Here is a 14,908-nt window from a genome sequence, read left to right on the forward strand (position 1 = left end):
ATGAAGATGCGCACGCCTGCACCAACGCGGGCGTCGTTCGAGGAATCAACCATGGCCAAGAAACGCAAAGCCGCCTCCAACCGGGCGAAATCCCTGGTAGCCCAGCCACTCTTCCGCTGCCGCCAGGAAAAGCCACTCAAAGGCAAAGGCAGCTACCGCCGCGAAGCCTCCCACAGCTGGGAGGCTTCGTCGCTTCTGGCCGCCTAAAACTGGCCGGACGTGCTAAGGTCGCGGCTCACTGTGCCTGCTTTGAGACCTCCGCATGTTCGACGCCCCAGCCCCCGGCCCGATTCTCCGCAGCCTGGCCGCGGCCTCCGCCCTTACGCTGCTGTCCTCTTGCGCCGACGCCCCGACGCCTGCGCCATCCGCCGCCACCCCGGCCAGCCAACCGGCACCCACGCAACAACCGATCAAGGCTCCAGCAGCCACTGCCGCCAGTTTCGAAGAGTGGCGCTCCCGTTTCAGAAGTGAAGCACTTGCCGCCGGAGTCACCCCGACGACCTTCGATCGCGCGTTCGCTGGCGTAATCCCTGATCCTGCGGTAATCGCCGCCGACCGGAGCCAGCCAGAATTCACCCGTCCCGTCTGGGAGTACCTGGAAGGCGCCATGTCGCCATATCGGGTGCGCAAGGGTCAGTCACTGCTCGCAGAACACAGCACCACCCTCGATGGCATCGAGCAACGCTTCGGCGTCGATCGCGAAGTGCTGGTCGCCATCTGGGGCATGGAGAGCAGCTTTGGCCAGTTCATGGGCGACAAATCCGTGATCCGCTCGCTGGCGACCCTGGCCTACGAAGGTCGCCGACCAGCATTCGCCCACAGCCAGCTGCTGGCTGCGCTGCAAATCCTCCAGCATGGCGACATCCAGCCCATGGGCATGCTTGGCTCCTGGGCCGGCGCCATGGGCCAGACCCAGTTCATCCCCACCACCTACAACAGTCACGCCGTCGACTTCGACGGCGACGGCCGACGCGATATCTGGAACTCGTCGGCCGATGCTCTCGCCTCCGCAGCCCACTACCTGCAAGCTTCAGGCTGGCAGAAAGACCAGCCTTGGGGGATGCAGGTGCAATTGCCGCTGGGCTTCGACTATGCCCTGGCCGATGCGGACACCCGCAAACCGCTAGCACAATGGCAGGCCTTGGGCGTGCAGACTGGACCACTCGCACCTGGCCTCGGCGACGAGCCCGCCACCCTGCTGCTGCCCGCCGGCCACCGCGGCCCGGCGTTCCTGACGCTGAACAACTTCCGCGCCATCCTCAAGTACAACAACTCAACGTCCTACGCACTGGCAGTCAGCCTGCTCGGCGAACGTTTCGACGGTCGCGGCGAGCTGAAAGGCAGCTGGCCGCGAGATGAACGCCCGCTCAGCCGCAGTGAGCGCGTGGAGCTGCAGGAGTCGCTTACTTCCGCAGGCTTCGATCCGGGCGCAGCGGACGGCATTATCGGTGCCAATAGTCGCAGGGCGATCCGCGGTTACCAGCAGCGCCTCGGCTGGCCTGCGGACGGGTTCCCGACCCAGAAGCTGCTGGATCAGTTGCGCAGCGGCCACTGAGTCAGCGAGCGCGCATCACCGTAGGCGTGGATGGATAGGTTTGCGGCCGGTCACCCGGCCGCGCGTCACTCATAGCTGAGGACAAGGTTCGCTGTAGTGGAAAGGTTGCCGGAGGAAACGTGCTCGCCCAGCTTGTAGTAGCGAGCGATCAGGGGGATGTGCAAAGCCCCGTCCTGTGTCGAGACAGTGTGCAGGACTCGTTTGGACAGCGGCACGACCTCCATGCCCCCCGGGCCATCGCGATATAACCTGACACCGACATCGGTTGCCATGCCGGGCCCCGAGTCGTTTGCCATTACATCAGCAACCGCGCTTGGATGAAGCGCATCGATCTGGTAGCTGAGGCGGATACCGGGATCGCACTTCAAGGCAGCCTCGAACTGCTTGCCCGGCAGTTCCCTGCCGGAATGCAACTCCCCTACCGTAACGCTGGGTAGTTGCACCACCAGGTTCGGTGTTTCCAACTGGCAGGCCAGAGTGCCGGAATCGATGGTCCCGTGTACATTGAGCTCAGCAACATCCAGGTCGATGTAGCGTATGGTCACCGTCCCATTGAAGGTGTGGGTGCCCGGGTCCACAGGGCCGGTCTTTACCAGGCGTACCCACCAGCTGCTGGACTTCAAGTGATAGCTGAAGGCGTTGACCGTCCAGTTGATGCTGGTTGGCGGATCAAGGTCCATGTGATTGGTGGTGCAAACGCCCTCATTGCACCAGAGCGCCTGGATGCCGACCCCGGGCACATTGGTGGCGAGCACCGAACCCTCGCGATTACCAGGCACGCCCTGGACCACTGCGCCGAAGTTGCCTGAGTGACGTCCAGAAACGTTGCCGCCGCCACTGCATTTGATATGCGGGCCAGAAGCGATCTTCCAACCGCTGTCGAACAACTCGCTTCCCAAGGGGGCATCACGAGGCACCATCAGGGTATTGTCGATGGAGATGCTGGACTGCGACTTCGCATAGCCGTCCTCGAACTTGCAGCCTGCCCATGCAGCTGGCGCTCCCAGCAGCAACAGCAATGGCCAGAGAATCCTGTGCAATATGTACGCTCTCTCCCGGGCGCCCCGGCTGGTCAGAAAGTGGAGTTTGTGGCTCACAATGCTCGGCGGAACGCACAACCCGAACAAGGTAAAAAGAGCCACCAGGTGCGTAGGAATTTTCCCGGAGACAGCAGCCCTCCCAACAATCTGCATGAAGTTACCCTCGCCGGCGCAACAAGGCACTCACACACAAGCAGGGGTTGCGCAGATACCAATAAGCGGATTTTTGGGTTCAGGAGCAGGTGTCATGGCAGCGGCGTTGCACTGTGCTAGACCCTGTCAGAAACGCAATGGCCGCCAGTGAGGCCAGCCATTGTGTGGTGGTGTAACGCGATCAGTTGAACTTCTGGCCGTGAGGCTGCTGATCGACCCGCCAGGACGGGCGCACCAACTGGCTGGAGACAAGGTCATGGGTAGCCGGTCTCGGGGCGACCGCCCCAGGGCCGCAGCGAACGGGTTGAGCTGCAGGAATCCTTGACCGCGACTGGTTACAACCCGGACGCCCCGGACGGCATCATCGGTGCCAACCCCCACCAGGCGATCCGCAGTTACCAGCAGCGCCAACGCCTGCGGACCACGAATGGTCCGCAGCTCGGGGAAGACCAAGGACGTGCCGGGGCCGAGAACGTCGCCCGACCTCTTTGCAAGCGCCTGCCGCTCCCGCTCGCAGACCGCTGCCAGCTCGAGCAGACACCTTTTGTGATACACTGCGCCGCCCTCCCTTGCCCCTACGGCAGCCAACGAAGCCTCTAGCGGAGCCAGATTTCCGATGTCCGATACAGACTCGTCCAAACCCGTCGCCAGCGGCGAAAAGTTCCGTACTGCTCAGGGCATCACCGCGATCAAGGATGGCCAGAAGCGCCGCGCCTCTGCCGAACCCCAGGTATTTGAGCCCAAGCCCAAGTGGCTGCGGGTGAAGGCACCGGGAGGCAGCCGTTTCGACGCGGTCAAGCGCAATGTCGGCGAACATCGCCTGAGCACCGTGTGCCAGGAATCGCACTGCCCGAACATGGGGGAGTGTTGGTCCAACGGCACCGCCACCATCATGTTGATGGGCTCGGTATGCACCCGAGCCTGCCGCTTCTGCGCCGTGGACACTGGCAACCCCAACGGCTGGCTGGACCAAGAAGAACCGCAGAACACTGCCAAGTCGGTCGAGCTGATGGCGTTGCGCTATATCGTGCTGACATCGGTGGATCGCGACGACCTGGACGATGGCGGCGCTGGCCACTACGCCGCCTGTGTGCGCGCCATCAAGGAGCGTACGCCGCAGGTGGTTGTGGAAGCCCTGACTCCGGACTTCAACGGCGACCACGAGGCCATTGAACGGGTAGTGGACTCCGGACTGCAGGTGTTCGCTCAGAACGTGGAGACGGTCAAGCGCCTGACCCATGTGGTGCGCGACCCGCGCGCCGGCTACGAGAAGACCCTGCGCGTACTGGAGCATGCCAAGCGCCACCGCCCGGACGTGCTGACCAAGACCAGCCTGATGCTGGGGCTAGGCGAATCCGACGAGGAAGTCATCGAAACCATGGACGATCTGCGCGCCATCGGCGTGGACATCCTCACGCTCGGCCAGTACTTGCAGCCCACCCGCAACCACCTGCCAGTCAAGCGCTGGGTCAGCCCGGAGGAATTCAACCGCTTCCGCGATATCGGCCTGCAGAAAGGTTTCATGGAAGTCGCCGCCGGCCCGCTGGTACGCTCCAGCTACAGGGCCGACAGGGTGTTCGAGAAAAACAACCTGGGCCTAGCGGCACCCGTGCCGGTACCGGGCCAGCCCCTCGATCCAAGCATCATTCCGGCACTCAACCTGGGTTGAGCAGGTACCCCCTCTCCCGAAGGGAGAGGGGCAATCCCGCCGCCGCTTCCTCGGGAGCTCTACGCCTGACCTACTGCTCGTAGCCCAGCCGCCGGCGCAGGGCCTGCTCCAGAAGCTGCGCCACCTCATCGAGCCGCGGCGGTGTCTCGAGGAAGTCTTTGAGCTGCACCATCTTCAGCCCAGCGTAGCCGCAAGGGTTGATCCGCCAGAAGGGTGACATGTCCATATCCACGTTGAGCGCCAGCCCGTGGAAGGAGCAGCCCCGGCTGACCCGCAGCCCTAGCGAGGCGATCTTGTCGCCTTCGACATAGACGCCGGGAGCATCCGCCTTGGGCGCAGCCTTGACGCCATAGGCAGCCAGCACATCAACCAGGCTCTGCTCCATGGCCGTCACCAGCTCGCGCACGCCCAGCCCCAGGCGGCGCAGGTCCAGCATCAGATAGGCCACCAGCTGGCCGGGGCCATGGTAGGTAACCTGGCCGCCACGCTCGACCTGGATCACCGGGATGTCTCCCGGCGCCAGCAGATGCTCGGCCTTGCCGGCTTGGCCCTGGGTGAACACACGAGGGTGCTGCAGCAGCCAGATTTCGTCAGGCGTCTGTTGGTTGCGCTCGACGGTCAGGCGGCGCATCGCCTCTAGGGTCGGCAGGTAGTCCACCACCCCTAGATGACGCACGATGAGCTCGGCTGGCGCCACTAGAGCACCATGTGCACACGTCCGGTGGCGCGCAGGTCACTATGAATGGACTGCAATTGCTCGACACCGGTGGCGGTGATCAACACCTGGACGGAGAGGAACCGGCCATTGCGGCTGTCGCGCACCACCAGGGTGGTGGAGTCGAAATCCGGGGCATGGCGCTGGATCACCTCGATTACCAGGTCGGCAAAGCCGTCGCCGGCATCGCCGATCACCTTGATCGGGTAACGTTCGCAGGGAAATTCGATTTTCGGGGCTTGTACGTCGGAGCTATCGGTCATGGCGGCGGCGGACTCGTGATCCGCGATGCGGACGCCCCGCGCAGGATAAGGCGCAGGGCGTCGGCTCAGTAGGTCAATTGAACAGGCCGAAGAAGAACAGGCGAATGCTATCCCACAGACGCCGGAAGAAGCCACCCTCCTCAACGGTTTCCAATGCGATCAGGTCCGCGCTGTGCACAACCTGGTCATCCATCTTGACCTCGACCTTGCCGATCACGTCGCCTTGCTTGATGGGCGCGATGAGCTGCGGGGTGAGGGCCATGCTGGCTTGCAGCTTCTTGGCTTGACCTTTGGGCAGTGTCAGGGTCAGGTCCTGGGCCAAACCGGCCTTCACTTCGCGGTTCGCTCCCTTCCATACCTGGGCTTTGGCCAGTTCAGCGCCTTTCTGGTAGAAGGTCTGGGTTTCGAAGAAGCGGAAACCATAGGTCAGCAGCTTCTGGGTTTCCGCGGCGCGGGCTTGCTCGCTGTTGGTGCCGAACACCACGGCGATCAGACGCATGTTGTCGCGCACAGCAGAGGCCACCAGGCAATAGCCAGCCTCATCGGTATGGCCGGTTTTCAGGCCATCGACAGTCTTGTCACGCCACAGCAGCAGGTTGCGGTTCGGCTGCTTGATGTTGTTCCAGAAGAATTCCTTCTGCGAGTAGATGGCGTAGTGAGCCGGATCCTCATAGATGATCGCCCGACCGAGGCGAGCCATGTCGTGGGCACTGGAGTAGTGCTCCGGGTCTGGCAGGCCCGTGGCGTTCATGAAGTGGCTGTTGGTCATTCCGAGCTTTTCAGCCGTGGTGTTCATCATGTCGGCGAAGGCATCTTCGCTGCCGGCGATGTGCTCAGCCACCGCGACGCTGGCATCGTTGCCCGACTGGATGATGATGCCGTGCAGCAGGTCGCTCATGGAGACCTGAGTGTTGACTTGAACGAACATGCGCGAGCCACCGGTGCGCCAAGCGTGTTCGCTGATGGTGACCGGATCGTTCTCACCGACCTGGCCCTTGCGGATCTCGACGGTGGCGATGTACGCAGTCATCAGCTTGGTCAGGCTGGCCGGCGGCAGACGCTGGTCACCGTTGTTCTCCACCAGCACCTGGCCACTCTGCGCATCCATCAGCACATAGGACTTGGCGGCCAGTTGTGGCGGCGAAGGGATAATCTGCTGGGCTGCCTGGGACACCGGCACGGCAATGAGCAGGGCGGCTGGCAGTAGAAGGCGTTTAGCGAAGCTGATGATGTTCATCCGTCTCTCTGAAGTTGCTAATGGTCTAACAGGCCCTTGCGGGCAAGGTTTGGGAAGCCGTCAGTCCGGCTTCACCAGGGTTGGCTGGCCAAGATTGGCCAGACGCACGCTGTCCTGAAGTTGCTTGGCCTCACCCTGAGTGCCGATCGGCCCCAGGCGAACCCGATGCAGGATCTGCTGGTTCCGCACGACCGAGCTGATGAACACCGGGGCACTCACCGTCTCGCTCAGCTTGGCCTTGAGGAGTTCCGCAGCGTCCGGATTGGCGAAGGCGCCCACTTGGAGAAACAGGCCAGACGCTGCGAGTGAATCGTTTTTTTTTGCATCGATCTGCACCGGCAGCACGGCGGCGGCATGCTGCTGCGGGGGCGGCGTGTACTGCTCGATTGCCGCGGTGGCCAGCGGTTGCACCGCCGGTTGCGGCTGCGCCTTGGCAACGGTCTTGGGCTGTGCCAGCACCATGGGGACCGGACGCCCCTGCTGAGCCCACCACTGGTGGGGATCGATGCCTTCGACCTTGACCCGTGCCGTGCCGGTTTCGGCATAGCCGAGTTTCTTCGCCGCAGCGAAGGAAAGGTCGATGATGCGATCGGAGTAGAACGGACCGCGATCGTTGACCCGCAGGATCACGTTGCGGCCATTGTCCAGGTTGGTGACGCGGACATAACTCGGCAGCGGCAGGGTCTTGTGTGCCGCCGTCATCCCATAGAGGTCGTACGACTCGCCGTTGGCGGTTGCCTGGCCATGGAACTTGGTGCCGTACCAAGACGCGGTACCGACTGCCTGGTAGCGGCGCGCGTCGTTCATCGGGTAGTAGGTCTTACCGAGCACGGTATAGGGGTTGGCCTTGACCGCGCCATAGTGCGGCATGGGCACAGCATCGGGAATGCGCGAGACGTCGACATCCCACCAGGGCGCTCCGTCCCTGTGCGGTCGTGAATAGTCGCCGGGACCGGAAATCGGTCCGCCGGGTTGCACAGGTTGCGGCGCACGGCTGCTGGAACAACTGGCCAGCAGCATCACCAGCGCGCCGTAGACGGCAACTTTTATTGGTTGTGGCATCGGTTAACGCCCGCCCCTTGCGTTGACCAGCAATTCAGAAAGTTGATGCACGGCCATGGCGTACATCACGCTGCGATTGTAGCGGGTGATGACGTAGAAGTTCGGCAATCCCATCCAATACTCCGCCCCCTCGTCGCCTTCCAGCTTGAAGGCCGTAACCGGCACATCATCGCGCACGGCATCGCCACTTGCCCAGCCCAGCGCCCTAAGATCGCCGACGTCCTTCACCGGGTCCAGCCCTTGGGTCAACCCCTCGTCGACTCGTTCGCCCCGAACCTGGGCGCGGCTGACGACCGGTCCACCGGCCACCCAGCCGTGCTGCTTGAAATAGCTGGCGACGCTGCCGATGGCATCCACCGGGTTCTTCCAGATGTCGATGTGGCCATCGCCATCGAAATCCACTGCGTAGGCGCGAAAACTGCTCGGCATGAACTGCGGCAGGCCCATGGCTCCGGCATAAGACCCCTTGAGCAGCAATGGATCGACCTGCTCTTCGCGGGCCAGCAGGAGGAACTCCTTGAGCTGCTTGCGGAAGAAATCTGCGCGCGGCGGGTAATCGAAACCCAGCGTGGATAGAGCATCGATCACCCGGAAGCTGCCGGTATTGCCGCCATAAAAGGTTTCGACGCCAATGATGGCGACGATCACCTGGGCCGGCACGCCGTACTCCCTCTCGGCTCGAGCCAGCGCCTCGGCATGCTGGCTCCAGAAGGCCACGCCTTTCTGGATGCGCGCCTCGGTGATGAAGATCGGCCGGTATTCCTTCCAGGGCTTGACCCGTTCAGCGGGGCGCGAGATGGCGTCGAGGATCGACTGCTTGCGCTCTACTTCACGGAACAGGTCCATCAGTTGCTCACCAGCGAAGCCGTAGTCGCGCGTCATCTCAGCGACGAACTCGGCCACTTGCGGGGCTCCCTCGTAATCCCCCGACAGCGCTGGCGCAGCAGCGCCTAGTAGACTGGCCAAAGTGGCCCCGGAAACAACTCGCTGCATCCACTTTTGCAGTGCGTTCAAATCATTCACTCGTATCAAACCTGGGCGATCCACTTGCGATGGGTATGGATCGCCATCAAAACCCCAAACCCTGACAGCAGCGTCACCAGGTGAGTTCCGCCGTAACTGATAAAGGGAAGGGGCACCCCCACCACCGGCAGCAGGCCGCTGACCATGCCGATATTGACGAACACGTACACGAAAAAGGTCATGGTCAGGCTTCCTGCCATCAGCTTGCCGAACAGGGTCTGGGCCTGGGCAGTAATCACCAGGCCACGGCCGATAAGCAGCAGGTAAACCAGGAGCAGCAGGCAGACGCCCACCAAGCCGAACTCTTCGCTGAGGACGGCAATGATAAAGTCCGTGTGGCTTTCGGGCAAAAAATCCAGATGCGACTGGGTGCCCAGCAGCCAACCCTTGCCAAATACGCCGCCGGAACCGATCGCTGCCTTGGACTGAATGATGTTCCAGCCGGTGCCCAGCGGGTCACTCTCCGGATCGAGGAACGTCAACACCCGCTGCTTCTGGTAGTCATGCAGGACGAAGTACCACATCCCCACGGCCACGGGCACCAGGGCAGCCACCGCGCCGGCGATCCAGCGCCACTGCAACCCGGCCATGAACAACACGAAGGCCCCCGAGGCGAGGATCAGCAGGGCGGTACCCAGGTCAGGCTGCTTGAGGATCAGGACGAAGGGCACGAGGATCAGCACCAGGCTGACCGCGATATGCTTTAGCTTGGGCGGCAGATTGTGCCTGGACAGGTACCAGGCGATGGTCGCCGGCATGATGATCTTCATGAACTCGGACGGCTGGAAGCGGATCACGCCGGGGATATTGATCCAGCGAGTGGCTCCCATCGCCGTATGGCCCATGATCTCGACCACCAGCAGCAGACTGACGCCCACAGCGTAGGCAAGCGGCACCCAGCGCGCCATGAAGCGTGGTTCGAACTGGGCGATCACGATCATCGCGGCCAAGCCAAGGCCGAATGAACTGGCCTGCTTGGCCAGTAGGTCCCAATGCTTGCCACTGGCAGAGTACAGGACGAACAGGCTGCCAGAGGCAAGCACCAGCAGGATCAACAACAGCCAGCCATCGATATGCAGGCGCTGCAGGAGGGTGGCGCGCCGTTTGAGAACGTCCTCCTGGGAAATGGTGCGATCGAAATTGCTGTTCATCGATTGACGCTCTGCTGGTCCGCCAACGGCTGCGGCGGGCGGAACTCGGGTTTCAACTGGCCATCCTCACCCAGCAACCAGGCGTCCATCACTTGCTTGACCACCGGCGCGGCAACGCCCGAACCGGACTCGCCATTCTCGACCATCACAGCTACGGCGATCTTCGGGTCCTCGGCTGGCGCGAATGCCACGAACAAGGCATGGTCGCGATGTCGCTCCTGGAGTTTGTTGCGATCGTACTTCTCGCCCTGCTTGATCGCCACCACCTGGGCTGTGCCACTCTTGCCGGCGATGCGGTACACCGACGTTGCGCCGACCTTGTGCGCCGTGCCGCGCGCGCCATGCACCACCTGCTCCATGCCGACGCGCCCGTAATCCCAGTATTTCGGATCACGCAGGGTGATGTCGGGCATTGGACTCGGGTCCACGGGCGGCTGGCCCTCGATGGTCTTGGCCAGGTGCGGACGGATCCACTTGCCACGATTGGCCATCAGCGCAGCAGCCTGAGCCAGTTGCAGCGGTGTGGACTGCATGTAGCCCTGGCCGATGCCGAGGATCAGCGTCTCGCCGGGGTACCAGGCCTGACGATAGCGCGCACGCTTCCACTCGCGGGAGGGCATCAAGCCACTGGACTCCTCGAACATGTCCAGGGCGACCCTCTGGCCAAAGCCAAAGCGACTCATGTAATCATGCAGGCGATCAATGCCCATCTTGTGGGCAAGATCGTAGAAATAGGTGTCATTGGAACGCATGATCGCCGTCTCCATGTTCACCCAGCCGTCCCCGGAACGGTTCCAGTTCCGGTATTTGTGCTTGTAGTTGGGCAATTGGTAGAAGCCTGGGTCGAACACCCTCGTGGACGGAGTGACGACACCTGCATCCAGACCGGCAACCGCCACCATAGGTTTGATGGTGGAGCCTGGCGGATAGAGCCCCCGCAGAACGCGGTTATAGAGCGGACGATCGATGGAATCACGTAGCTCGGCATAGGCCTTGAAGCTGATGCCGGTGACAAAGGGGTTCGGATCAAAGCTAGGCTGGCTGACCATGGCCAGTACATCGCCGGTAGCCGGTTCGATGGCAACGATGGCGCCACGACGCCCGCCCAAGGCCTGTTCGGCGGCCTCCTGCAGGCGCACGTCCATGGTCAGCACCAGATCCTTGCCGGGCTTCGGGTCAGTGCGCTTGAGTACCCGCAGCACGCGACCACGCGCATTGGTCTCGACCTCTTCGTAGCCCACCTCGCCGTGCAGCACATCTTCGTAGAAGCGCTCGATCCCGGTCTTGCCGATGTGGTGAGTGCCGCTGTAGTTGACCGGATCGAGCTGCTTCAACTCTTTTTCGTTGATCCGTCCGACATAGCCCACTGAATGGGCGAAGTGCTCGCCTTGCGGGTAATGGCGCACCAGTTGCGCCACCACCTCGACGCCCGGCAGTCGGAACTGGTTCACCGCAACCCGGGCGATCTGCTCCTCCGACAACTCGAAGAGGATCGGCACCGGCTCGAACGGCCGGCGCCCTTGGCGCATGCGCTTCTCGAAGAGCGCGCGATCATCCGGCGTCAGCTCCAGCACTTCCACGATCACGTCCAGCGTCTTCTGCCAGTCGCCAGACCGTTCCCGGGTGACACTAAGACTGAAGCTTGGCCGGTTATCGGCGACGATCACTCCATTTCTGTCGAAGATCAGTCCGCGCGTCGGCGGAATCGGCTGTACATGGACGCGATTATTCTCTGATAGCGTCGAGTGGTACTCGTACTGAATCACCTGCAGGTAATACATGCGAGCAATCAGGACGCACGTCAACAGCAACACCGCCACCGCGCCCACGATCACACGCTGACGCACCAGGCGGGCGTCCTTTTCGTGGTCTTTCAGACGGATCGGTTGCGGCATGGGGACTGCTTACTTGTGGTAAGGGTGGCCAGACAACACGGTCCAGGCACGGTAGATCTGCTCGCCAATGAGGATTCGCACCAACGGATGCGGCAAGGTCAGCGGCGACAGCGACCAGCGCTGCTCGCTGCGCGCACAAACCTCCGGCGCCAGCCCCTCGGGGCCGCCGACCATCAGGTTGACGGTGCGCGCATCCAGGCGCCAGCGATCCAGCTCCGCCGCCAACTGCTCAGTGCTCCAGGGTCGACCTTCGACCTCCAGGGTCACCACGCGTTCCCCCGGCTGCACCTTGGACAGCATCGCCTCGCCCTCCTGGCGAATCAGGCGGGCCACGTCGGCGTTCTTGCCACGGGTACCCAATGGAATTTCGACCAGCTCAAGGGACAGTTCGGACGGCAGGCGCTTGACGTACTCTTGCCAGCCTTCTTCGACCCAACGCGGCATGCGCGTGCCGACGGCAATCAGTCGTAGACGCAAGGGAAGCCCCGCTTATTCGTGGCTGTGATGGGCCCGGCTCTGCTCGGCGCCCTGCCAGAGGCGCTCCAGATCGTAGAACTGGCGAGTGGCCACCTGCATCACGTGAACCACGACATCACCCAGGTCCAGCAGTGCCCACTCACCGCCGTCCAGACCTTCGCTGCCCAGCGGACGCACGCCCTGCTCCTTGACCTTTTCCAGCACGCTTTCGGCCAGGGATTTCACATGACGACTGGAAGTACCGCTGGCGATCACCATGAAATCGGTGATGCTGGTCTTGCCACGCACGTCGATGGTGGTGATTTCTTGCCCTTTCAGGTCTTCCAGGGCCGCGATGGCGACCTTGACGAGTTCTTCATTTTGCATCGGTTCACTACCTCATGAATCAGTTCGGCGCACGGTAAAGGCCGTGCGCATGGATATAGGCCAACACGGAATCGGGCACGAGGAAACGCACCGAGCGTCCCTCCGCCAGAGATTGGCGAATCTGGGTGGCGGACACCGCCAGCGGTGTCTGCCAGACAAAGGCGATCTGTCCGGATGCGCCCTGGATGGATTGCGGATCGGCCGCACTGCGAGCAGCCAAGAGGTCGCGCAGCGCTTCAGGGGCCTCACTGTCGGCATCCGGACGCTGCAGGACCAGGATGTGGCAGTACTCCAGCAGCTCGTTCCAGCGGTGCCAGGTCGGCAGGCCACAGAACGCGTCCCAGCCCACCAGCAGGAAGAGCTGGTCATCGGCCGCCAGTTCCGAACGCACGGACTCCAGCGTGTCGATGGTCCAGGAAGGGCGATCACGCTTGAGCTCGCGGTCGTCGACCAGCAACGGCGGGACACCCTCAACGGCCAGTCGCACCATTTCCAGGCGATCCTTTGCCGAGACCTGCGGTGTATCTCGGTGTGGCGGCCGCGCGCTGGGCACCAGGCGCAACTCGTCGAAGGCAAATTGCTCGGCCACTTCAAGGGCACCTCGCAGGTGACCTATGTGCACGGGATCGAATGTGCCGCCGAAGAGGCCAATGCGCTTGCCCATCAGGTGCGTACGTGACCGTCGCCGAAGACCACGTACTTCTCGCTGGTCAGCCCGTCCAGGCCAACCGGTCCACGGGCGTGCAGCTTGTCGGTGGAGATGCCGATCTCCGCACCCAGGCCGTACTCGAAACCATCGGCGAAGCGGGTCGAGGCGTTCACCATCACGGAACTGGAGTCCACTTCGGTAAGGAATCGCCGCGCATCGCTGAAGTTCTCAGTGATGATCGCGTCGGTATGCTGCGAGCCGTAGGTATTGATGTGCAAGATGGCCTCGTCGAGACTGTCGACGATCTTGATCGACAGGATCGGCGCATTGTACTCGGTGCGCCAATCTTCTTCGGTGGCTTCCAGCACCGCATTGCCCAGCAGCGCACGGGTGCGCGGGCAGCCACGCAATTCCACGTTCTTGTCACGGTAGATAGCGGCCAGCGGCGGCAGTACGCGCTCGGCAATACCTGCGTGCACCAGCAGGGTTTCCATGGTGTTGCACGGGGCGTAGCGCTGGGTCTTGGCGTTGTCCGCAACACGGATGGCCTTGTCGAGGTCGGCGGCGACGTCGATGTAGACGTGGCAGATGCCATCCAGGTGCTTGATCACCGGCACCTTGGCCTCGCGGCTGATACGCTCGATCAGGCCCTTGCCGCCACGCGGTACGATCACGTCAACGAACTCCGGCATGCTGATCAGCGCACCAACCGCAGCACGGTCGGTGGTTTCCACCACCTGGACCAGCTCCGCCGGCAGACCGGCATCCGCCAAGCCCTTCTGGATGCAGCGGGCGATAGCCTGATTGGAGTGAATAGCCTCGGAGCCACCGCGCAGGATGGTGGCGTTGCCGGACTTCAGACAGAGGCTCGCCGCGTCGATGGTCACATTGGGACGCGACTCGTAGATGATCCCGATCACGCCCAGCGGCACGCGCATCTTGCCGACCTGGATGCCGGACGGCAGGTACCGCATGTCGCGGATTTCACCGATGGGATCCGGCAAGCTGGCGACCTGGCGCAGACCCTCGATCATGTCGTCGATGCGCGCAGGGGTCAGGGCCAGGCGGTCAAGCATGGCTGGCTCAAGGCCATTAGTGCGGCCATTGGCCAGATCCTGCTCGTTGGCGGAGGTCAGCTCGGCACGAGCGCTGTCCAGGGCATCGGCGGCCGCCAGCAGGGCGCGATTCTTCTGGGCAGTGCTGGCGCGTGCGGCCACGCGCGAGGCGGCGCGCGCAGCGCGGCCCAGGCGGGTCATGTAATCGAGAACGGACTCGGTCATGGTCTCGGGATTCTGAAAGACAGGAAAGCGGCCGATTATAGCTGTCGCGCCGCCCCACGCCCAGCGGCGTCGGGCAGATGGTCGATGAGCCGTCGTCGCCCCCCCCCCTGGCCGGCGAGCGCCGGGCGGAACGGTGACAGGACGCCATGGACCCAACGGCCGAACGTCGTGGCAAAGGGCCGCTCGGCCAGTTGGTGGCGATACCAGACGTAGCCGGTGTAATGCGCACTGGGCGTGATGTGAGCGCTGTCGGCGCGGACCGTTCGGGACATGGAAGCGGGCTCTTGTTGTTTTGCCTGATGTTTCCGAAACGTGGCGTCAGCTTCGGATCAGCATGGCTTCCGTATAATCGCCAGCCTATGCCTACCAGGAA

The 14,908-nt window shown here is 62.9% G+C and carries 16 protein-coding genes and 1 pseudogene; 4 read left to right on the plus strand and 13 right to left on the minus strand.

All coding sequences use genetic code 11. The annotated features are described in order from the left end of the window. The first annotated feature begins 51 nt into the window (after positions 1–51). Positions 52–207, plus strand: coding sequence for an alternative ribosome rescue factor ArfA (gene arfA, locus J7302_RS04505; RefSeq protein ID WP_215371080.1), 156 nt, complete (start codon positions 52–54; stop codon positions 205–207). A gap of 55 nt (positions 208–262) precedes the next feature. Continuing rightward, positions 263–1,555 carry a lytic murein transglycosylase gene (locus tag J7302_RS04510; RefSeq protein ID WP_215371083.1) on the plus strand — a complete coding sequence of 431 codons (1,293 nt, stop codon included), beginning with the start codon at positions 263–265 and terminating at the stop codon, positions 1,553–1,555. Between the two features lie 65 nt (positions 1,556–1,620). Here J7302_RS04510 and J7302_RS04515 read toward each other — a convergent pair whose 3' ends face one another. Continuing rightward, positions 1,621–2,595 (minus strand): fimbrial protein, encoded by a 975-nt coding sequence (locus J7302_RS04515; protein ID WP_215371086.1) that lies wholly within the window; start codon positions 2,593–2,595, stop codon positions 1,621–1,623. A 474-nt stretch (positions 2,596–3,069) separates the two neighbouring features. Here J7302_RS04515 and J7302_RS04520 point away from each other — a divergent pair, with 474 nt between their 5' ends. Both J7302_RS04520 and lipA read left to right on the plus strand, forming a co-directional pair. Continuing rightward, a complete protein-coding gene (locus J7302_RS04520) occupies positions 3,070–3,348 on the plus strand; it encodes a peptidoglycan-binding domain-containing protein (protein WP_251701878.1) in 279 nt (92 codons plus the stop codon). Positions 3,349–3,364: 16 nt separating this feature from the next. Then, complete coding sequence (lipA, locus tag J7302_RS04525; protein WP_215371090.1) at positions 3,365–4,417, plus strand: lipoyl synthase; 1,053 nt, start codon at positions 3,365–3,367, stop codon at positions 4,415–4,417. Positions 4,418–4,487: 70 nt separating this feature from the next. Here lipA and lipB read toward each other — a convergent pair whose 3' ends face one another. The 12 genes and pseudogenes from lipB to J7302_RS04585 all read right to left on the minus strand — a co-directional run. Continuing rightward, positions 4,488–5,114: a lipoyl(octanoyl) transferase LipB gene (lipB, locus tag J7302_RS04530; protein WP_215371093.1), complete on the minus strand. Its 627-nt coding sequence runs from the start codon at positions 5,112–5,114 to the stop codon at positions 4,488–4,490. Continuing rightward, on the minus strand, positions 5,114–5,395 hold the full coding sequence (locus J7302_RS04535) for a DUF493 domain-containing protein (protein WP_215371096.1): 282 nt from the start codon (positions 5,393–5,395) through the stop codon (positions 5,114–5,116). The genes lipB and J7302_RS04535 overlap by 1 nt, the downstream gene beginning before the upstream one ends. A 73-nt stretch (positions 5,396–5,468) precedes the next feature. After that, entirely contained in the window at positions 5,469–6,632 is a 1,164-nt protein-coding gene (locus J7302_RS04540) for a D-alanyl-D-alanine carboxypeptidase family protein (protein ID WP_215371099.1), read from the minus strand. A 60-nt stretch (positions 6,633–6,692) separates the two neighbouring features. Then, a complete protein-coding gene (locus J7302_RS04545; RefSeq protein ID WP_215371102.1) occupies positions 6,693–7,694 on the minus strand; it encodes a septal ring lytic transglycosylase RlpA family protein in 1,002 nt (333 codons plus the stop codon). Between the two features lie 3 nt (positions 7,695–7,697). Beyond that, positions 7,698–8,687, minus strand: coding sequence for a lytic murein transglycosylase B (gene mltB / locus J7302_RS04550; RefSeq protein WP_215372445.1), 990 nt, complete (start codon positions 8,685–8,687; stop codon positions 7,698–7,700). Between the two features lie 35 nt (positions 8,688–8,722). After that, complete coding sequence (gene rodA / locus J7302_RS04555; protein WP_215371105.1) at positions 8,723–9,868, minus strand: rod shape-determining protein RodA; 1,146 nt, start codon at positions 9,866–9,868, stop codon at positions 8,723–8,725. Beyond that, on the minus strand, positions 9,865–11,763 hold the full coding sequence (mrdA, locus tag J7302_RS04560) for a penicillin-binding protein 2 (protein ID WP_215371108.1): 1,899 nt from the start codon (positions 11,761–11,763) through the stop codon (positions 9,865–9,867). The genes rodA and mrdA overlap by 4 nt, the downstream gene beginning before the upstream one ends. 9 nt (positions 11,764–11,772) lie before the next feature. After that, positions 11,773–12,240: a 23S rRNA (pseudouridine(1915)-N(3))-methyltransferase RlmH gene (gene rlmH, locus J7302_RS04565; protein ID WP_215371111.1), complete on the minus strand. Its 468-nt coding sequence runs from the start codon at positions 12,238–12,240 to the stop codon at positions 11,773–11,775. A gap of 12 nt (positions 12,241–12,252) precedes the next feature. Then, the gene (gene rsfS / locus J7302_RS04570) at positions 12,253–12,606 is read right to left on the minus strand and encodes a ribosome silencing factor (protein WP_215371114.1); all 354 of its coding nucleotides are present in this window, start codon (positions 12,604–12,606) and stop codon (positions 12,253–12,255) included. A 19-nt stretch (positions 12,607–12,625) separates the two neighbouring features. Next, positions 12,626–13,270 (minus strand): nicotinate-nucleotide adenylyltransferase, encoded by a 645-nt coding sequence (nadD, locus tag J7302_RS04575; protein WP_215371117.1) that lies wholly within the window; start codon positions 13,268–13,270, stop codon positions 12,626–12,628. Next, the gene (locus tag J7302_RS04580; RefSeq protein ID WP_215371120.1) at positions 13,270–14,535 is read right to left on the minus strand and encodes a glutamate-5-semialdehyde dehydrogenase; all 1,266 of its coding nucleotides are present in this window, start codon (positions 14,533–14,535) and stop codon (positions 13,270–13,272) included. The genes nadD and J7302_RS04580 overlap by 1 nt, the downstream gene beginning before the upstream one ends. A 131-nt stretch (positions 14,536–14,666) precedes the next feature. After that, a pseudogene (locus J7302_RS04585) lies at positions 14,667–14,807 on the minus strand (class I SAM-dependent methyltransferase); the annotation flags it as partial. Positions 14,808–14,908 lie beyond the last annotated feature (101 nt).

The organism is Metapseudomonas boanensis (genome assembly GCF_018704125.1).
GTDB classification, from domain to species: domain Bacteria; phylum Pseudomonadota; class Gammaproteobacteria; order Pseudomonadales; family Pseudomonadaceae; genus Metapseudomonas; species Metapseudomonas boanensis.